Below are 18,982 nucleotides of genomic sequence, written 5' to 3'. Positions count from 1 at the left end.
TCAGGCTTCATCCACTGGCACCCACACCATCAGACTGGTGCCTTCCCCCGGCTCACTTTCAAGCGCAAACCGCCCGCCCATGATCAGCACCCGCTCACGCATGCCTACCAAACCAAACGAAGTCGGCCGGCCAGCAGCGGCGACAAATCCTACGCCATCATCGCTGACTGTCAGACACAATTCGTCGCCTGCCAGCACCAGCGTGAGTTCCACAGTATGCGCCTGGGCATGACGCATCACATTGGTCAGCGCCTCTTGCAAGATCCGGAACAAGCCAATCGCCTTGGCATCACTGAGCGGTGGCAGATTGTCCGGCACCTGCACCAGACACGGAATCTGCGTCCGCGCCTCAAATCTTCGCGCCTGCCACTCGATTGCCGAGGCAATCCCGGCATCGAGAATCGGCGGCCGCAACGCCGTCGCCACATCACGCACCAGCTGAAACAACTGGGCGATCAGGCGCTTCATGCTGTTCAGCCGCTCATGCAGACCGGGATCGAGTTGCGCGTAGGCCAATTCGCACATCGACGTCTCCAGTTTCAGCACCGTGAGCATTTGCCCCAACTCATCATGTACCTCGCGGGCAATCCGCGCCTTCTCTTCCTCGCGCACGCTTTCAAGGTGCGCCGACAGTTCGCGCAGTTGCTCGCGCGATGACGCCAGTTCCAGCTCGATGCGCTTGCTCTCGGTGATGTCCCAGACAATGCCATCCCAGACATAAGCGCCGTCTTCAAGCTGTCGGGTGATCGCCTTGATTTCGGCCCAACGCTGCACCCCTTGGCGCGTGAGGATTCGCCCCTGCCACGACCAGTCGCTATCGGTGTCCAGCGCCTGATCCTGGGTCTGGTGATAACTGGCCTTGTCGTCCGGATGCACCAGACTGCGCAGGCCCATGTCGCGGTGAGCGATGGCCGCCGGGGCATAACCAACCAGACTTTCGCTGCCCTCGGATATATAGGCAAAGTCGATTTGCCCGGTGACCGGCGCCCGCTCCAGACGGAACACCAGCCCCGGCACGTTGGCGGCGATGCCTTGCAGTCGCGCCTCGCTTTCCTGCAACGCGGCCAGTGCACGACGACGGTCGGTGACGTCGGTGAGGTAAACCACCAGATATTCGCTGTCACGAAAGCGCAAGAAACTCAGCGACACGTCCGCTGGCAAAACACTGCCATCCGCGCGCAGGCAACTGGTTTCGAAACTCTGCGGCCCTTCTTCACTGGCCCGCGCGCGTTTCCACAGGTTGAGCCAACGGTCCATGTGCAGGCCCGGTTCGAAGTCGATCAACGGCCGTTCGATCAGCCCACCCGAGGGGTAACCGAGCATGTTTTCTGCCGCCCGATTGGCGTACCGCACGTGGCTGTCCCAGTTGACCCAAAGAATGCCGACGGTGCTTTGATCGATGGAAAACTGCGTCAGCCGCAAGGCTTCTTCGCTGGCTGCGCGCAGGGCAATGTCTTCGCGCGCGGCGAGCAGACGCTGTTCTAGACTGCGCTGCTGACGCCGCTGCCAGAACACAATCGCCATGCAACTGAGCAGCATGACGGCGAACAACAGACTGAGGTTCTGCCAAAACCCAGGCGACTCCGACAGCCGCGGGTATTTCGGTTGCAGCCATTGATTGTGCAGGCGTTCCAGATCCTTGGCCGGGATCGCACGCAATGCGCTCTGGACGATACCGGCCAGCTCCGGCCAATCGCGCCGCGAAGCCACGCGCAGCAGTTGCGGCAGACCGATGTCGCCAACCACCACCAGTTCGGCGAACTCCGGCTCCACTGACAGCCGACCGAGCTGCGCTTCATCAACCACCGCGTAAGACGCCTGCTGACTCAACAACAGCTGCAGCGCCTGACGCTCCAGCGGCACGCCTTGCAGGTTCAGATGCGGATAGTTGCCGCGCAAATAGTCGGCAGTGGTACTCGGCATACGCACGGCGACGCGGGTCTGGCCGTCGAGTTTTTCCAGATCCACCCCGCCGCTGGCCTTCTGATCGCTGACCACCAGTTGCGGCACACGCATGTACGGATCGGAAAACTGCCACAGGCGCAGCGCACTGGGTGTCTGGGTCAGCCCTGGGGCGATATCGACTTCGCCATCGCGCACCGCCGCTTCCAATTGCGCCAGATCCTGAAAATTGCGCCAGCTCAGCTCAACATTGAGTGCCTGGGCGAGCAACTTCATCAGTTCGACATTGGCCCCGGACAACCGCTGCAAGCGTCGGTCGTATTGCGCGTACGGCGCCTGCAGCACCAGGCCGACGCGCAATTCGTTGTGCTGCGCGAGCCATTGCTGCTCACTCGCCGATAATTGCGCGACGTGCGCGGGTGGCGCAGGCGCCGCCCAGCCCATCAAGGGAAACCATAAACAGCCGATAACCCACAGGCAGTAAAATCGCTTCATTGAAGTCTCTTGAACTGACAAATTCTGACCAACCCATTAGGCTGCCGGGATACTTTCTGGCCTGGAATAACCGATGCCCTCTGTTTACCGCCTGGCAATGCCAGCATTGTGCCTGTCGCTGATCCTGCCTTGTGCGTTTTCCGTCAACGCCGCCGATCCGGCCCCGGCTGCTGCAGCGGAAAAACCTGCTGAAGAAAAACCGGCCGAACGTCAGCCACTGCTTGAGCGTAGTCAGGAAGAAGCCGCAGCACTTGAACGTAAAGTGCCGGCGCAAGAACAGCAACAGTTGCAGGCGGCCAGCGAGACCTTCCTGGCCTTGTGGAAACCGGCCAACACCGCCGATCCCAAAGGCGCGGTGATTATCGTCCCGGGCGCCGGCGAGACCGCTGACTGGCCTCAGGCTATCGGTCCTTTACGGCAGAAGTTGCCGAACGCGGAGTGGAGCAGCCTGAGTATTACCCTGCCCGATCTGCAAAGCGATGCGATCGCGCCGCGTGTAGTAGAAGCCACAGCGGCGCCGAAAGCGCCGGAAACGGGCAGTAAGGATGCCACCACGGCGCAACCCATCGAACAGGCCGCAGGCGGTGAGGCGGAAGTCGCCGATCAAGTGGTGGCCGAAACGACTGAAGAACAGTCCAAAGCCGATGCCGAACGAATCTTCGCGCGGATCGACGCAGCCATTGCCTACGCCGAACAGCAGAGCGCGCGACGCATCGTTGTGCTCGGTCACGGCACCGGCGCCTATTGGGCAGCGCGTTACCTGAGCGAGCGGCAGACCGCGCAGGTGGAGAAATTCGTCATGGTCGACGCGCAGGCACCGGCCAAGGCCAAACCGCCACTGGCGGAACTGACGCCAACGCTGAAGCTGCCGACGGCGGATATCTTCTATATGGATAAACCACTGGATCGCCATGCGGCGTTGGAGCGCATGCAAGCGAGCAAGCGTTTGAAGACGCCGGCATTCAGCCAGGTGGCGCTGAGGGCGTTGCCGGACAACAAGGCCGAGCAGGAACAGTTGTTCCGTCGAGTGCGCGGCTGGTTGAATCCGCAGACTCCGGACTGACCAAAGCAAAAGATCGCCCGAAGGCTCGGGCCGCGATCGGACGATCTTTTGCTCTTGAAAATGCCTAACGAAAATCCCGCCGTTCACGAATCAACGTATAGGCACTGTGCAGCTCCCGAGTCCTCTCGGTCGCCTCACGCACCTGCGCAGGGGTCGCGCCGCTGCCAGCGATCTTGTCCGGATGATGACGACTGAGCAGTCGTCGATAAGCCCGTTTGATCTGCGCCGGCTCGCTGCTCGCCGACACGCCGAGCAAACGCATCGCTTGCTGATAAGTCACCGCGGCACTGACGATGGGCCGCTTACCCGGTTCGTAATCGCTGGCCAGCGCGTGCACCTGCTGAGGCGTCCAGCCCAGCCACTTGCCCCACTGCGCCAACAACTCGCGCTCACTGACGCCGGCCCGGCCGTCAGCCCAGACCATGCGCCAACAGGCACGCAACACACCTTCGGTAGCATGCGGTTGCGCACTCAGACGCCGCAGATACCCGCGCAGATTATCGCCACCCGACTTGCCGCGATTGAACGCAGCGATCGCCCGACGCATTGCCGGCTCGCTCATTTCCAGCGCGCGCATCTCGTTACGCGCCTGCTGGATATGCCCGTCCCTGACTTGCCCGTCGCTCTTGGCCAGACGTCCGAGCAACACAAACAGCAGTTCGTCGTTGCGCAACACCGGCCGGCCGCCGAGCTTTTCCCTTAAATGCCCCCAGCTCTGCAAGTGCAGACGCCGATCCAGCGCCTGCCCCAACAACGCCCCAAGCATGGCCCCCGGAATGCTGGCGATTGCAAAACCCGCCCCGGCTCCAATCAGAGTCCCTGGCCACAACATATCAGCGACTCGCTTCTATCAAGGTTTCAGCTTCGGCCAGACGCTCATGCGTACCGACATCGACCCAATGGCCTTTCAAGCGCTCGCCCGTCACCTCACCGTCCGCCATGGCTTTGCGCAGGAGCGGCGCCAGTTTGAAAGCCCCGTCCGCGCAGCCATCGAACAACTGCGGATGCAGCACGGCGATGCCGCTGTAGGTCAGTGTCGCCTCGTTCGGTTGGCCGTCGATGACCTGCCCTTCCACCAACGAAAAATCGCCGGTCGGGTGATGCGCCGGGTTATCCGCCAGTACCAGATGCGCCAGACCGTTGATCGGCTGATGCAGCACGCTGAAGTCGTAATCGGTCCAGATATCACCGTTGACCACCAGAAACGCATCGCCGCCAAGCAACGGCAGCGCGCGGAAAATCCCGCCACCGGTTTCCAGCGGCTCACCTTCCGGCGAGTACTGGATGCTCACCCCAAACTGCGAACCGTCGCCCAGATAATCCTCGATCTGCTGGCCGAGCCAGGCGTGGTTGATCACGATTTCGTTGAAGCCGGCCGCCGCGAGGGCGCGCAGGTGATATTCGATCAGCGGAACACCGCCGGCACGCACCAGCGGTTTCGGAGTGGTCAGGGTCAGCGGGCGCATGCGCTCGCCTTTGCCTGCCGCCAGAATCATGGCCTTCATGCCGTCGCTCCGCCACGCAGGCTGGTAAACAGCGCTTGCAGTTCTGCCAGTTCGGGACGTCGGGCGATCACTGCTTCTATATAAGAGAAGAAGCGCGGCACATCGGCGAGGTAGCGTGGCTTGCCATCGCGATGGCAAATCCGCGCGAAGATGCCGATGACTTTCAGGTGACGCTGTACGCCCATGAGGTCGCTGGCGCGCAGGAAGTCTTCGAAGTCCGGCTGCACCGGTATGTTCAGCGCCGAGGCTTGCTGCCAGTAGCTTTCCAGCCAGCCGCGCACGCGCTCTTCAGGCCAGCTGAGGAAGGCGTCCTTGAACAGGCAGGTCACGTCGTAGGTGACCGGGCCATAGACTGCGTCCTGAAAGTCCAGCACGCCGGGGTTCGGCTCGCTGAGCATCAGGTTGCGCGGCATGTAGTCGCGGTGCACCAGCACTTTGGGCTGCGCCAGCGCACTGTCGATCAACAAGTCGCTGATGCGCTGCCACTGCTGCTGTTGGGTCGAATCGAGCTCGACGCCCAGTTCACGCTTCACGTACCACTCGGGGAACAGTTCCAGCTCGCGGCGCAGCAATGCAACGTCGTAACTCGGCAGCGGCGCGACCATCGGCAACTGCTGAAAAGCCAGCAGCGCTTGCAAGGCATCGCTGAACAATGCGTCGGCATTTTCGCTGTCGATCACGTCCAGATAGGTCTTGTTGCCCAGGTCATTGAGCAAAAGAAATCCACGTTCGAGGTCTTCGGCGTAAATTTTTGGCACATTTATCCCGGATTTCGCCAGCAAAAATGCGATATCCACGAACGGTTTGCAGTTTTCCTGGGGTGGCGGCGCGTCCATCACGACGAAGCTGCGACCCGCGCCTTCCCAACGGAAGTAACGGCGGAAACTCGCGTCGCTACTGGCCGCGGTCAACGTGGCCGGGGGCACGGCGCCCCAGCCCTGATCTGCAAACAGGATTGCCAACTGCTCATCGAGCCAAACTTTCAGGTGTTGCAAGCGTACATCTTGGTCAGGCATTGCAAGGGTCTCCGACGGCGCTAGCCGTCAAGCGGGTCATGCTTTATTATCCAGCATCTTTTTCAGACCATCGAGAGGCGTGCGGCCCACCACCGCGGGCAGATGGCACGCAGGAAGCCCGGACTAATAAGATGGCATTGAAATCCCCCGCGTTTCGTAAAAAATTTCCATTGTTGGTAACCGGCAGTCTGCTGGCTATGCAACCTCTGGCCAGTCAATTCGTTGTTGCCGCCGAGCAGTATGACTGCTCCGTATCGGCTTCGGGTGGTTGGGACTGTGCGCCCAAGACGTCGGCGGCTGCTTTGCCACCACGTCCAGTGCATGACGGCAGTGCCGTCAGCGCCACCGGCGATGCCCCGAGCGATAAAGGCTCGGTCGCCGACAATGGCGCCAAGCCAACGCTGGTCACCGAAGCCAAAGGCCGTGGGTTGAAATCCCGTAGCGAAGACTTCAGTCACCTCGACTGGGTTCCGCGCGAGAAGCTCACCGCCGCCCAACTGGCCGAAACCGGCCCGTACTGCTCCGGTGCCTACATCGAACCCACTCGTCCTGGCATGAATGACAAGACGAGCAAAAGCGATGCTCCGACCTTTATCGGCGCAAAAGCTTCGCGCTATAACACCGATGATCAAGTCGGTACGCTGGCCGGTGATGTCGTCCTGCGTCAGGGCAGCATGCAGGTCGAGTCCGACGAGGCCAGCCTGTATCAGGCCGAGAGCCGCGCCGAACTCAATGGCGATGTGCGTATCCGTGACAACGGTGCACTGATCGTCGGCGACCATGCCGACGTGCAGCTCGACACCGGTGAAGCCAAGGTCGACAACGCCGAATACGTGATGCACAAATCGCGCATTCGCGGTAGCGCCCTGTACGCCAAGCGTGCAGAGAACGCGATCATCCGCTTGAAGGACGGCACGTACACCACGTGCGAACCGAACAGCAACGCCTGGCAGCTCAAGGGCAACAACATCACCTTGAACCCGGCCACCGGCTTCGGTACCGCGACCAACGTGACGCTGCGCGTAAAAGACATTCCGATCCTGTACACGCCGTACATCTACTTCCCGATCGATGACCGTCGCCAGTCGGGCTTCCTGCCGCCGACCATTGGCACCAGCACCGATACCGGCTTCACGCTGGTAACTCCGTACTACTTCAACCTGGCGCCGAACTATGACGCTACGTTGTATCCGCGCTACATGAGCAAGCGTGGCATGTTGGTGGAAGGCGAGTTCCGTTACCTGACCAAGTCGAGTGAAGGCCAGTTCGGCGCTGCTTACCTGAATGATGACGACACCGAGCGCAGCAAGCAGACCGATTACGAAAAAACCCGCTACATGTATAACTGGCAGCACAAGGGCGGTCTCGACTCCCGCGTGCTCACCGAAGTTGACTACACCAAGATCAGCGATCCGTATTATTTCCAGGATCTGGAAACCGATCAGATTGGCGTGAAATCCAGCGACTTCGTGAATCAGCAGGGATCGGTCACCTATCGTGGCGACAGCTACACCGCACGTTTGAATGCTCAGCAGTACCAACTGGCCACTGTTGCGAGCATCACACCGTATGGTCGTTTGCCGCAGATCACTTTCAATGGTCAGCTGCCGTATCACCCGGAAGGTTTGAATTTCGATTACGAGACCGAGATTGTGCGGTTTGATCGTGATTTGAAAACCGGCAACTTCCTCGACGAAGACGGCGGCCCGATCAATGCCGACGGCACCTTCGGCACGCCGCGTCTGGATACCAACGTTGCAGGTCTGGCGCGCGCCAACGGCGATCGCCTGAACCTGAAGCCTGGCGTCAGCCTGCCGATGAACTGGACTTATGGTTTCCTGAAGCCATCGCTCAAGTATCAGTACACCCAGTATCAGCTTGATCTGGATGGTAAGGGCAAGCGCGATATCGCCGGGCAGACCGCGGAGCAGAACAAGCTCAACGGCACTTTCGACAGCAACCAGAATCGCGGCGTACCTATTGCCAGCGTCGATAGCGGCCTGTATTTCGACCGCAATACGTCTTTCTTTGGCAAAAACTATCGCCAGACTCTGGAACCACGTCTGTTCTACCTCTATGTACCTGAGGTTGACCAGGAAGACATCCCAGTGTTCGACACCAGCGAATCCACCTTCAACTACGCGTCGCTGTTCCGTGACAACCGTTTTGCCGGCTCCGACCGTGTCGGGGACGAGAACAAGTTGTCGCTGGGCGTTACCAGCCGCTGGATCGAAGATGACGGTTTCGAACGCCAACGCATCAGCGTCGGTCAGGCCCTGTACTTCAAGGATCGCGAAGTTCAACTTCCAGGTATTGCATTCAAGGATCGTGACGACGCGAAATCCAACGTTTCGCCGTACGCCCTGGAATACGAATACCGCTGGAACCGCGATTGGCGCACCACGGCCGACTACAACTGGGATCCGGACAGCCGCAGCCCGCGTTCGGGCAGTGCGATGTTCCACTACCAGCCTGAAGACAACCCGAACAAGGTCATCAACGCTGGCTACCGTTATCGCAACGACCAGATCCGTTATGACCAAACTACGGGCAAATGGCAGATGGGTGGCGACTACGGCACCGCTGGCCAGCCTGGCTACGTGAAGGACTACTACAAAATCCAGCAGCATGACTTCTCGGTCATCTGGCCGATCGTTCCACAGTGGAACGCGATCAGCCGCTGGCAGTACGACTACAACCGTAACCGTACTCTGGAAGCCTTCGGTGGTTTCGAGTACGACAACTGCTGCTGGAAATTGCGCCTGATCAACCGTTACTGGGTTTCCTACGACGAATTCAGTCAGGATGCTCCGCAAAACGAAAAAGGCGACCATGGCGTCTTCCTCCAAATTGTTCTGAAGGGACTCGGCGGCCTCACTGGCGCCAAAGTAGAGAGCTTCCTCGACAAAGGCATCCAAGGTTATCGTGAACGTGAAGACCAAGCTTTCTGATTGTCTGCGCCCGCTGATGCTGGGCGCGCTGTTCCTGGGTACTGCGGCCAACGCCGCAGTACAGTCCATCGATAAAGTGGTTGCGATCGTCGACAACGACGTGGTCATGCAGAGCCAACTGGACCAACGCGTCCACGAAGTTCAGCAGACCATCGCCAAGCGTGGTGGCGGCTCCCCGCCACCGGGCGTTTTGGATCAGCAGGTGCTCGAGCGCCTGATCGTCGAAAATCTGCAACTGCAGATTGGCGAACGTTCCGGTATTCGCATCACCGACGAAGAACTGAACCAGGCGGTTGGTACCATCGCCCAGCGCAACAACATGAGCGTGGATCAGTTCCGCGCTGCTCTGTCTCGCGACGGCCTGTCTTATGACGACGCTCGTGACCAGATCCGCCGCGAGATGATCATCAGCCGTGTGCGTCAGCGCCGTGTAGCCGAACGCATTCAGGTGTCCGAGCAGGAAGTGAAGAACTTCCTCGCTTCCGATCTGGGCAAGATGCAACTGTCCGAAGAACTGCACCTTGCCAACATCCTGATTCCGACCCCGGAAAGCGCCAACTCTGAAGCGATTCAGAACGCCGCGCGTCAGGCCATGGAGGTTTACCAGCAGCTCAAGCAAGGCGCTGACTTCGGTCAGATGGCCGTGGCCAAGTCTGCCAGCGACAACGCACTGGAAGGCGGCGACATGGGCTGGCGTAAAGCCGCGCAATTGCCACCTCCGTTCGATCGCGAACTGAGCAGCATGGCCGTCGGCGACATCACTCAGCCTGCACGCACTCCGGGTGGTTTCATCATCCTGAAGTTGCTGGCCAAACGTGGCGGCGAAGCCCAAACGCGTGACGAGGTGCATGTGCGCCACATCCTGGTCAAGCCGAGCCCGATTCGCGACGAAGCGAAAACCAAAGCCTTGGTCGAGTCGCTTTACTCTCGTATCGAAGCTGGCGAAGACTTCGCCGCACTGGCCAAGAGCTATTCGGAAGACCCGGGGTCCGCCCTCAACGGCGGCGACCTGAACTGGATCGACCCGAACGTACTGGTTCCGGAATTCCGTCAAGTGATGGCCAATACCCCACAAGGTCAGCTGTCCAAACCGTTCCAGACCCAATACGGCTGGCACGTTCTGGAAGTCCTTGGCCGTCGCGCCACCGACAGCACTGAACAGGCCCGCGAGCAGCAAGCCATGACCGTACTGCGTAACCGCAAATACGACGAAGAGCTGCAAACCTGGCTGCGTCAGATCCGTGACGAAGCGTACGTAGAGATCAAACTCCCTGGTGCAGACCAGGCAGCGCAGTGAAACCCAAGCGTTTCGCGCTGACACCCGGCGAACCAGCCGGCATCGGTCCCGACCTGTGCCTGCTGCTCGCCTCGCAAGTCCAGCCACACCCCCTGATTGCCATCACCAGCCGCGACCTGCTCCTTGAGCGGGCCGCGCAGCTGGGGCTGGCTGTCAATCTGCTGGACGTCAGGCCGAATCACTGGCCCGATGCCCCGGCACCGGCTAACAGCCTCTATGTCTGGGATACACCGCTCAGCGCCCCTGTGGTCGCCGGACAACTGGACAAGGCCAATGCCGCTTTCGTCCTCGAGACCCTGACCCGCGCCGGCAACGGCTGCCTCACCGGCGACTTCGCCGGGATGATCACCGCGCCGGTCCACAAAGGCGTGATCAACGAGTCGGGTATCGCGTTTTCCGGACACACCGAATTTCTGGCTGACCTGACCCATACCTCCCAGGTGGTGATGATGCTTGCCACGCGTGGTTTACGCGTAGCACTGGTCACCACTCACCTGCCCTTGCGCGAGATTGCCGATGCAATAACGCCTGAGCGGCTGGAGCGGGTCACGCGGATTCTGCATGCCGACCTGCAAGAAAAATTCGGCATTGCCCAGCCTCGCATTCTGGTGTGCGGCCTCAACCCGCACGCCGGTGAAGGCGGACATCTGGGCCATGAAGAAATTGACATCATCGAACCTACATTAGAGCGCCTGCGCGGCGAGGGCATGGACCTTCGTGGCCCGTTGCCAGCTGACACTCTGTTTACCCCCAAATATCTGGAGCACTGCGATGCAGTGCTGGCGATGTACCACGACCAGGGCCTGCCCGTACTGAAGTACAAAGGCTTCGGCGCTGCGGTCAACGTGACCCTGGGCCTGCCGATCATCCGCACTTCGGTTGACCACGGCACCGCCCTCGATCTGGCCGGCAGCGGCAAGATCGACACCGGCAGCCTGCAAGTCGCCCTGGAAACCGCCTACCAGATGGCCGAGACCCGTTTATGACCGAGCAATACCAACACAAGGCGCGCAAACGCTTTGGCCAGAACTTCCTGCACGATGCCGGCGTCATCGACCGCATTCTGCGCTCCATCAGCGCCAAGCCTACAGATCGCCTGCTGGAGATCGGCCCGGGCCAGGGCGCATTGACCGCCGGCCTGCTGAATTCCGGCGGGCAACTGGACGTGGTGGAACTGGACAAGGATCTGATCCCGATCCTTAACCAGCAGTTCGCCGGCAAGATCAATTTCAACCTGCATCAGGGCGATGCGCTGAAGTTCGACTTCAATACGCTCAACGCCGAGCCGAACAGCCTGCGTGTGGTCGGCAACCTGCCGTACAACATCTCCACGCCGCTGATTTTCCACCTGCTGAACAACGCCGGCATCATTCGCGACATGCACTTCATGCTGCAGAAGGAAGTGGTCGAGCGTCTGGCCGCGGGCCCTGGTGGTGGTGACTGGGGTCGTCTGTCGATCATGGTTCAGTACCACTGCCGCGTAGAACACCTGTTCAACGTCGGGCCGGGCGCGTTCAATCCGCCGCCGAAGGTCGATTCGGCCATCGTTCGTCTGGTGCCGCACGCAGTACTGCCGCACCCGGCCAAGGATCATCGTTTGCTGGAGCGCGTCGTGCGCGAAGCCTTCAACCAGCGCCGCAAGACTCTGCGTAACACGCTCAAGCAATTGATGAGCAATGCCGAGATCGAAGCCGCCGGCGTCGATGGCAGCCTGCGCCCGGAACAACTCGACCTGGCGGCCTTCGTGCGCCTGGCCGACAAGCTCAGCGAGCAAGTCCCTGAAGCTCCCGTCGCCGACTGACCGGCGATGAACGCTATCGGGCAGGACGCCACTCTGGTTTACTGCCCGATACTTGCCTAGACTGAATCCCCATCAGCTACGCCCCGCGTTCCGCTTTGTTTAAGGCCTCTTGCATGTCCGATTCCCGTTATCAGGTCGATGTCAGCGTCGTTACCCACTATCTGGCAGACCAATCGCAACCCGAGCACGACCGCTTCGCTTTCGCCTACACCATCACCGTGCAAAACAACGGCGAGATCCCGGCGCGATTGATTTCGCGGCACTGGGTGATCACCGACGGTGACGGGCATAAAGAAGAAGTTCGCGGCGCAGGTGTAGTCGGCCAGCAACCGTTGATCGACGTCGGCAAAAGCCATACCTACAGCAGTGGCACGGTGATGACGACCAGGGTCGGCACCATGCAGGGCACCTACGAAATGGTCGCCGACGACGGCAAACATTTCGATGCCGTCATCAAACCCTTCCGCCTCGCCGTGCCCGGAGCCTTGCACTGATGGCAACGTACGCAGTCGGTGACCTGCAGGGCTGTCTCGAACCGCTCAAATGTCTGCTCAGGCAAGTGGCGTTCGATCCTGCGCATGATCGGCTCTGGCTGGTCGGCGATCTGGTCAACCGCGGCCCGCAGTCACTGGAAACCCTGCGTTTTCTATATGGCATGCGCGACTCGCTGGTCTGCGTCCTCGGCAACCATGATCTGCACCTGCTCGCCGCGGCGAAAAACATCGAACGCCTGAAGAAGTCCGACACCCTGCGCGAGATTCTCGACGCCCCCGACTGTGACGAACTGCTTGAGTGGGTCCGCCAACAAAAGCTCATGCACTACGACGAGACGCGTGACGTTGCCATGGTCCATGCCGGCATCCCGCCGCAATGGTCTGTGCGCCGCGCCCTGAAATGTGCCAATGAAGTCGAAACGGCCCTGCGTGACGACAACCTGCTTCCCGCGTTCCTCGACGGCATGTACGGCAACGAGCCGGCAAAATGGGATAGCGAACTCAAAGGCGTCACCCGCCTGCGCGTGATCACCAACTATTTCACCCGCATGCGCTTCTGCACGGCCGAGGGCAAACTCGATCTTAAGAGCAAGGAAGGTCTCGACACCGCCCCACCCGGTTACAAACCGTGGTTCCAGCATAAAGAGCGCAAGACCAGAGGATCGCGGATCATCTTCGGACACTGGGCGGCACTGGAGGGCAATATCCATGAGCCCGGTATCTCCGCTCTGGACACCGGCTGCGTCTGGGGCGGCAGCCTGACCCTGATGAACGTCAACAGCGGCGAACGTCTTTCCTGCAAATGCGATGAACATGGCGGCGCGCTGTCACCGCTCACACCACTTATCCCCGAAACTTCGCCAGTCAGCGCCCCGCGTTAGACTGCGCAATCAGCCGAGCAACAGGAACCCGCCATGAGCGAATTCAAACGCATCTCCCCGGAACAGGCCCAGGCCCTGCGCGCGCAAGGCGCGGTGATGGTCGATGTCCGTGATCCCGCTACTTTTGCCGCACTGCATATCAGCGGCTCGCAGCATCTGGACAACGTTTCCATTTCTGATTTTATCCGTGCCGCCGACCTTGATGCACCGACGGTAGTGGTCTGCTATCACGGCAACTCCAGCCAGAGCGCCGCCGCGTACCTGATCAGTCAGGGCTTCTCCGACGTCTATAGCATGGACGGCGGCTTTGAGCTGTGGCGTACGACCTACCCTTCGGAAACGGCGCAAGGCACCACCGAATAATTTTTTTGTCACGCGCAGGCCCCGGCTCCCGCGGGCCCGCGCGTGACAGACGAACGGTCTGCCACAACTAATTACGTATCTCGCCTTTACCTCCCGAATTCCCAACTATCCTTAAGCCCAGGCCATCCAAAACAGGGGAGAGCCGGTACACCGGCGCACGGGTCATCGGGAGTGACTTTCAAGGTTGTCGACCGCGAAAGTGTTCTGGGGGGTAAACAAGTGGCCAGCACGGCTGCTTGCCAGCATCGACTGAGTGATCCGGCGTCGGCTCCACGTATCGAGCGAGGTGACGTCATGAGTATCTTTAGCCACTTCCAACAACGCTTCGAGTCCACACGCCAGGAAGAACTCTCGCTGCAAGAGTACCTGGAGCTGTGCAAGCAAGACCGTAGCGCCTACGTTTCCGCCGCCGAGCGTCTATTGCTGGCCATCGGCGAACCGGAACTGCTCGACACCTCGACCAACTCGAGGCTGTCACGCATCTTCTCCAACAAGGTGATTCGTCGTTATCCGGCCTTTGAAGACTTCCACGGGATGGAAGAATGCATCGACCAGATCGTGTCGTATTTCCGCCACGCCGCCCAAGGCCTGGAAGAGAAGAAACAGATCCTCTATCTGCTCGGCCCCGTCGGTGGCGGTAAATCGTCCCTGGCCGAGAAGCTGAAACAGCTGATCGAGAAAGTGCCCTTCTACGCGATCAAGGGCTCGCCGGTATTCGAGTCGCCGCTGGGTCTGTTCAACGCCACCGAAGATGGCGCGATCCTCGAGGAAGATTTCGGCATTCCCAAGCGCTATCTGAACACCATCATGTCGCCTTGGGCGACCAAACGCCTGGCCGAATTCGGTGGCGATATCAGTCAGTTCCGCGTGGTCAAACTGTATCCGTCGATCCTCAACCAGATCGCCGTGGCCAAGACCGAACCGGGCGATGAAAACAACCAGGATATTTCGGCACTGGTCGGTAAGGTCGATATCCGCAAACTCGAGGAATACCCACAGAACGACGCCGACGCTTACAGCTACTCCGGTGCGCTGTGCCGGGCCAACCAGGGCCTGATGGAATTCGTCGAGATGTTCAAGGCACCGATCAAGGTGCTGCACCCACTGCTGACTGCCACTCAGGAAGGCAACTACAACAGTACCGAAGGTTTGGGCGCGATTCCGTTCACCGGGATTCTGCTGGCCCACTCCAACGAATCGGAGTGGCACACCTTCCGCAACAACAAGAACAACGAAGCCTTCATCGACCGGATCTACATCGTCAAGGTGCCGTACTGCCTGCGCGTCAGCGATGAAGTAAAAATCTACGACAAACTGCTGTTCAACAGCTCCCTGGCCAAAGCGCATTGCGCGCCCGACACCTTGAAGATGCTGGCGCAGTTCACCGTGCTGTCCCGTCTCAAGGAGCCGGATAACTCCAACATCTATTCGAAGATGCGCGTGTACGACGGCGAAAACCTCAAGGACACCGATCCAAAGGCCAAGTCGATTCAGGAATACCGTGACTCGGCAGGCGTCGACGAGGGCATGAACGGTCTGTCGACCCGGTTCGCGTTCAAGATCCTGTCCAAGGTCTTCAACTTCGATCCGCATGAAATTGCCGCCAACCCAGTGCATCTGCTGTACGTGCTGGAACAGCAAATCGAGCAGGAACAGTTCCAGGCAGAGACGCGCGAGCGTTATCTACGTTTCCTGAAGGAGTATCTGGCACCGCGCTATATCGAATTCATCGGCAAGGAGATTCAGACCGCTTACCTGGAGTCCTACAGCGAATACGGCCAGAACATCTTCGACCGCTACGTGCTGTACGCAGATTTCTGGATTCAGGATCAGGAATACCGCGATCCGGAAACCGGCGAGATTCTCAACCGTGTCGCCCTCAACGAGGAACTGGAGAAAATCGAAAAACCTGCCGGCATCAGCAATCCGAAGGATTTCCGCAACGAGATCGTCAACTTCGTGTTGCGCGCCCGGGCCAACAACAACGGCAAGAACCCGACCTGGCTCAGCTACGAAAAATTGCGGGTGGTCATCGAGAAGAAAATGTTCTCGAACACCGAGGACCTGCTGCCAGTCATCAGCTTCAACGCCAAGGCCAGCAAAGAGGACCAGCAGAAACACAACGACTTCGTTACACGAATGGTCGAACGCGGCTACACCGACAAACAGGTACGGCTACTTTCCGAATGGTACCTACGGGTCCGCAAATCGCAATAAAGCAGCTGCAAGCCGCTAGCGACAAGCTGCAAGAGAACAGCAAAAACCGGTCTCGAGAGCGGGTGAGCGTTCACTTGCAGCTTGAAGCTTATGACTTGAAGCTCCCCGGAGGGGCCTATGAGCTATGTGATCGACCGACGTCTCAATGGCAAGAACAAGAGCACGGTAAACCGCCAGCGTTTCCTGCGGCGTTATCGTGACCACATCAAAAAGGCTGTCGAAGAGGCGGTCAGCCGACGCTCCATTACTGACATGGAGCACGGTGAACAAATCAGCATTCCCGGTCGCGACATTGACGAGCCGGTGCTTCACCACGGTCGCGGCGGCAAGCAGACGGTGGTTCATCCCGGAAACAAGGAATTCACCGCCGGCGAGCACATCGCCCGACCTCCGGGAGGGGGCGGCGGACGCGGCCCGGGCAAGGCGGGTAATTCTGGTGAGGGCATGGACGAGTTCGTCTTCCAGATTACTCAGGAAGAATTCCTCGAATTCATGTTTGAAGACCTCGAACTGCCGAACCTGGTCAAACGTAACCTGACCGGCACCGACACCTTCAAGACCGTGCGCGCAGGGATCAGTAACGAAGGCAACCCCTCACGCATCAACATCATCCGGACCCTGCGTTCAGCTCACGCGCGGCGCATTGCCCTGTCCGGCAGCAGCCGGGCAAAACTGCGCGAAGCCAAAGCAGAACTCGAGCGGATCAAACGCGAAGAGCCGGACAACTTCGGCGATATTCAGACACTCGAAGCAGAAATTGAAAAACTCAGCGCGCGCATCCATCGCGTGCCATTCCTTGATACTTTTGACCTCAAATACAACCTGCTGATCAAGCAACCCAACCCAAGCTCCAAGGCTGTCATGTTCTGCCTGATGGACGTTTCCGGGTCCATGACCCAGGCAACCAAGGACATCGCCAAGCGCTTCTTCATCCTTCTGTACCTGTTCCTGAAGCGCAACTACGACAAGATCGACGTCGTATTCATCCGCCATCACACCAGCGCCCGGGAAGTGGACGAGGAGGAGTTTTTCTATTCCCGGGAAACCGGCGGCACCATCGTCTCCAGCGCCTTGAAACTGATGCAGGAGATCATGGCAGAGCGTTATCCGAGCAACGAATGGAACATCTACGCCGCGCAAGCTTCAGACGGTGACAACTGGAACGACGACTCTCCCATCTGCCGCGACATCCTGATCAATCAGATCATGCCGTTTGTGCAGTACTACACTTACGTGGAGATCACCCCTCGCGAACACCAAGCCCTCTGGTACGAATACGAACGCATCGCCGAAGCCTTTTCCGATACGTTTGCCCAGCAGCAATTGGTCTCGGCCGGGGATATCTATCCGGTCTTCCGTGAACTCTTCCAGCGCAGGTTAGTGACATGACCGCCAAAGAGCAGAAACGCCAACCCATCTCCACCGGCTCCGAATGGACGTTCGAGCTTATCCAGACCTACGACCGCGAAATCGCCCGTATCGCGGCCGGCTATGCGCTGGATACCTACCCTAACCAGATTGAAGTGATTACCGCAGAGCAGATGATGGATGCTTATGCCTCGGTCGGGATGCCGTTGGGTTACCACCACTGGTCCTACGGCAAACACTTCCTCAGCACCGAAAAATCCTACAGTCGCGGGCAGATGGGGCTGGCTTACGAGATCGTGATCAACTCGGACCCGTGCATCGCCTATCTGATGGAAGAGAACACCATTTGCATGCAGGCCCTGGTCGTGGCCCATGCCTGCTACGGGCACAACAGCTTCTTCAAAGGCAATTACCTGTTCCGCACCTGGACCGACGCCAGTTCAATCATCGATTACCTGGTGTTCGCCAAGCAGTACATCATGCAATGCGAGGAACGCCATGGCATTGATGCCGTGGAAGACCTGCTCGATTCCTGCCATGCGCTGATGAACTACGGGGTCGACCGCTACAAGCGCCCGTATCCGATTTCCGCCGAAGAGGAACGCCGTCGGCAGAAAGATCGCGAAGAGCATATGCAGAAACAGATCAACGATCTGTGGCGCACCATTCCCAAAGGTGCGGACAAATACAGCGACAAGGACAACGCACGCTTCCCGGCCGAGCCGCAAGAAAACATCCTCTACTTCATCGAGAAACACGCACCGTTACTGGAGCCCTGGCAGCGGGAAATCGTGCGGATCGTGCGCAAGATCGCCCAGTACTTCTATCCACAACGCCAGACTCAGGTAATGAACGAAGGTTGGGCGACGTTCTGGCACTACACGTTGATGAACGACCTGTATGACGAAGGGCTGGTCACCGACGGCTTCATGATGGAGTTCCTGACGTCGCACACCAGCGTGGTGTTCCAGCCAGGTTTCGACAGCCCTTACTACAGCGGGATCAACCCTTATGCACTCGGCTTTGCCATGTACCGCGACATCCGGCGCATGTGCGAAGAGCCTACCGAGGAGGATCGCCACTGGTTTCCCGACATCGCCGGGACGGATTGGCTGTCGTCCATCAAATTCGCCATGAGCAGCTTCAAGGACGAAAGCTTCATCCTGCAGTACCTGTCACCGAAAGTGATCCGCGATCTGAAACTGTTCAGCATCCTTGATGATGACCAGAAGGATGACCTGTTGGTACCCGCCATCCATGACGAAACGGGCTACCGGACTATCCGCGAAACCCTCGCAGCGCAGTACAACCTCGGCAATCGTGAACCGAACGTGCAGATATACAGCATTGATCGCCGCGGCGACCGCTCGCTGACACTGCGCCATCAGCAACATGATCGCAAACCACTGGGCGACTCCACCGAAGAGGTGCTCAAACACCTGCATCGCTTGTGGGGTTTCGACATTCATCTGGAAACGCTGCAAGGCGACCAGATCATGAAAACCCATCACGTTCCGCCGCGCGGTGAACACAGCGAAGGGGATTACGGTCGGCTCGACCTTGCCGTCATTCATCTTTGATTCGGTTCTGGCCTCCGAAAGTTCGACGCAAGGGTTATCCTGTCGGGCT

Annotated in this window: 15 protein-coding genes; 11 read left to right on the top strand and 4 right to left on the bottom strand. The window is 59.2% G+C overall.

The window, feature by feature from the left end; all coding sequences use genetic code 11:
* Complete coding sequence (locus AB4P91_RS08405; protein ID WP_395604634.1) at positions 1-2,397, bottom strand: PAS domain S-box protein; 2,397 nt, start codon at positions 2,395-2,397, stop codon at positions 1-3.
* 73 nt (positions 2,398-2,470) lie between these two features.
* On the opposite strand from AB4P91_RS08405, the gene AB4P91_RS08400 reads away from it, so the two are divergent.
* On the top strand, positions 2,471-3,460 hold the full coding sequence (locus AB4P91_RS08400) for an alpha/beta hydrolase family protein (RefSeq protein ID WP_150593725.1): 990 nt from the start codon (positions 2,471-2,473) through the stop codon (positions 3,458-3,460).
* A 64-nt stretch (positions 3,461-3,524) separates the two neighbouring features.
* Here AB4P91_RS08400 and AB4P91_RS08395 read toward each other — a convergent pair whose 3' ends face one another.
* Genes AB4P91_RS08395 through AB4P91_RS08385 form a run of 3 tightly spaced genes read right to left on the bottom strand, consistent with a single transcriptional unit; the run spans position 3,525 to position 5,981 of the window.
* A complete protein-coding gene (locus AB4P91_RS08395; RefSeq protein WP_150593724.1) occupies positions 3,525-4,292 on the bottom strand; it encodes a TerB family tellurite resistance protein in 768 nt (255 codons plus the stop codon).
* Between the two features lies 1 nt (position 4,293).
* Positions 4,294-4,965, bottom strand: coding sequence for an N-acetylmuramate alpha-1-phosphate uridylyltransferase MurU (gene murU / locus AB4P91_RS08390; RefSeq protein WP_395604633.1), 672 nt, complete (start codon positions 4,963-4,965; stop codon positions 4,294-4,296).
* The gene (locus AB4P91_RS08385) at positions 4,962-5,981 is read right to left on the bottom strand and encodes an aminoglycoside phosphotransferase family protein (protein ID WP_395604632.1); all 1,020 of its coding nucleotides are present in this window, start codon (positions 5,979-5,981) and stop codon (positions 4,962-4,964) included. The genes murU and AB4P91_RS08385 overlap by 4 nt, the downstream gene beginning before the upstream one ends.
* A gap of 131 nt (positions 5,982-6,112) precedes the next feature.
* Here AB4P91_RS08385 and AB4P91_RS08380 point away from each other — a divergent pair, with 131 nt between their 5' ends.
* The 10 genes from AB4P91_RS08380 to AB4P91_RS08335 all read left to right on the top strand — a co-directional run bounded on the left by AB4P91_RS08380 (position 6,113) and on the right by AB4P91_RS08335 (position 18,933).
* Complete coding sequence (locus AB4P91_RS08380; RefSeq protein WP_395604631.1) at positions 6,113-8,932, top strand: LPS-assembly protein LptD; 2,820 nt, start codon at positions 6,113-6,115, stop codon at positions 8,930-8,932.
* A complete protein-coding gene (gene surA / locus AB4P91_RS08375) occupies positions 8,907-10,229 on the top strand; it encodes a peptidylprolyl isomerase SurA (RefSeq protein ID WP_191624030.1) in 1,323 nt (440 codons plus the stop codon). The genes AB4P91_RS08380 and surA overlap by 26 nt, the downstream gene beginning before the upstream one ends.
* Positions 10,226-11,215, top strand: coding sequence for a 4-hydroxythreonine-4-phosphate dehydrogenase PdxA (gene pdxA / locus AB4P91_RS08370; protein WP_150598015.1), 990 nt, complete (start codon positions 10,226-10,228; stop codon positions 11,213-11,215). Before surA ends, pdxA begins: the two co-directional genes overlap by 4 nt.
* On the top strand, positions 11,212-12,030 hold the full coding sequence (gene rsmA, locus AB4P91_RS08365) for a 16S rRNA (adenine(1518)-N(6)/adenine(1519)-N(6))-dimethyltransferase RsmA (RefSeq protein ID WP_395604630.1): 819 nt from the start codon (positions 11,212-11,214) through the stop codon (positions 12,028-12,030). Before pdxA ends, rsmA begins: the two co-directional genes overlap by 4 nt.
* A gap of 113 nt (positions 12,031-12,143) precedes the next feature.
* Complete coding sequence (gene apaG / locus AB4P91_RS08360; RefSeq protein ID WP_042561385.1) at positions 12,144-12,524, top strand: Co2+/Mg2+ efflux protein ApaG; 381 nt, start codon at positions 12,144-12,146, stop codon at positions 12,522-12,524.
* The gene (locus AB4P91_RS08355; protein ID WP_395604629.1) at positions 12,524-13,405 is read left to right on the top strand and encodes a symmetrical bis(5'-nucleosyl)-tetraphosphatase; all 882 of its coding nucleotides are present in this window, start codon (positions 12,524-12,526) and stop codon (positions 13,403-13,405) included. The genes apaG and AB4P91_RS08355 overlap by 1 nt, the downstream gene beginning before the upstream one ends.
* Positions 13,406-13,438: 33 nt before the next feature.
* Positions 13,439-13,768, top strand: a complete 330-nt coding sequence (glpE, locus tag AB4P91_RS08350) for a thiosulfate sulfurtransferase GlpE (RefSeq protein ID WP_395604628.1) — start codon at positions 13,439-13,441, stop codon at positions 13,766-13,768.
* A 294-nt stretch (positions 13,769-14,062) separates the two neighbouring features.
* Complete coding sequence (locus tag AB4P91_RS08345; RefSeq protein WP_150593715.1) at positions 14,063-15,985, top strand: PrkA family serine protein kinase; 1,923 nt, start codon at positions 14,063-14,065, stop codon at positions 15,983-15,985.
* Positions 15,986-16,102: 117 nt separating this feature from the next.
* On the top strand, positions 16,103-17,374 hold the full coding sequence (locus AB4P91_RS08340; protein ID WP_042561389.1) for a YeaH/YhbH family protein: 1,272 nt from the start codon (positions 16,103-16,105) through the stop codon (positions 17,372-17,374).
* Positions 17,371-18,933 (top strand): SpoVR family protein, encoded by a 1,563-nt coding sequence (locus tag AB4P91_RS08335; protein ID WP_042561390.1) that lies wholly within the window; start codon positions 17,371-17,373, stop codon positions 18,931-18,933. The genes AB4P91_RS08340 and AB4P91_RS08335 overlap by 4 nt, the downstream gene beginning before the upstream one ends.
* Positions 18,934-18,982 lie beyond the last annotated feature (49 nt).

Origin of the sequence: Pseudomonas sp. B21128, assembly GCF_044218865.1 — a bacterium.
Classification (GTDB): domain Bacteria; phylum Pseudomonadota; class Gammaproteobacteria; order Pseudomonadales; family Pseudomonadaceae; genus Aquipseudomonas; species Aquipseudomonas iridis.
This window is presented reverse-complemented; position numbering and strand designations above follow the sequence as displayed.

What these genes read in the sequence shown, in the direction of transcription:
- AB4P91_RS08405 (WP_395604634.1), bottom strand. Translation starts at nt 2,397, where the DNA reads ATGAAGCGATTTTACTGCCTGTGGGTTATCGGCTGTTTATGGTTTCCC.
- AB4P91_RS08400 (WP_150593725.1), top strand. Translation starts at nt 2,471, where the DNA reads ATGCCCTCTGTTTACCGCCTGGCAATGCCAGCATTGTGCCTGTCGCTG.
- AB4P91_RS08395 (WP_150593724.1), bottom strand. Translation starts at nt 4,292, where the DNA reads ATGTTGTGGCCAGGGACTCTGATTGGAGCCGGGGCGGGTTTTGCAATC.
- murU (WP_395604633.1), bottom strand. Translation starts at nt 4,965, where the DNA reads ATGAAGGCCATGATTCTGGCGGCAGGCAAAGGCGAGCGCATGCGCCCG.
- AB4P91_RS08385 (WP_395604632.1), bottom strand. Translation starts at nt 5,981, where the DNA reads ATGCCTGACCAAGATGTACGCTTGCAACACCTGAAAGTTTGGCTCGAT.
- AB4P91_RS08380 (WP_395604631.1), top strand. Translation starts at nt 6,113, where the DNA reads ATGGCATTGAAATCCCCCGCGTTTCGTAAAAAATTTCCATTGTTGGTA.
- rsmA (WP_395604630.1), top strand. Translation starts at nt 11,212, where the DNA reads ATGACCGAGCAATACCAACACAAGGCGCGCAAACGCTTTGGCCAGAAC.
- apaG (WP_042561385.1), top strand. Translation starts at nt 12,144, where the DNA reads ATGTCCGATTCCCGTTATCAGGTCGATGTCAGCGTCGTTACCCACTAT.
- AB4P91_RS08355 (WP_395604629.1), top strand. Translation starts at nt 12,524, where the DNA reads ATGGCAACGTACGCAGTCGGTGACCTGCAGGGCTGTCTCGAACCGCTC.
- glpE (WP_395604628.1), top strand. Translation starts at nt 13,439, where the DNA reads ATGAGCGAATTCAAACGCATCTCCCCGGAACAGGCCCAGGCCCTGCGC.
- AB4P91_RS08345 (WP_150593715.1), top strand. Translation starts at nt 14,063, where the DNA reads ATGAGTATCTTTAGCCACTTCCAACAACGCTTCGAGTCCACACGCCAG.
- AB4P91_RS08340 (WP_042561389.1), top strand. Translation starts at nt 16,103, where the DNA reads ATGAGCTATGTGATCGACCGACGTCTCAATGGCAAGAACAAGAGCACG.
- AB4P91_RS08335 (WP_042561390.1), top strand. Translation starts at nt 17,371, where the DNA reads ATGACCGCCAAAGAGCAGAAACGCCAACCCATCTCCACCGGCTCCGAA.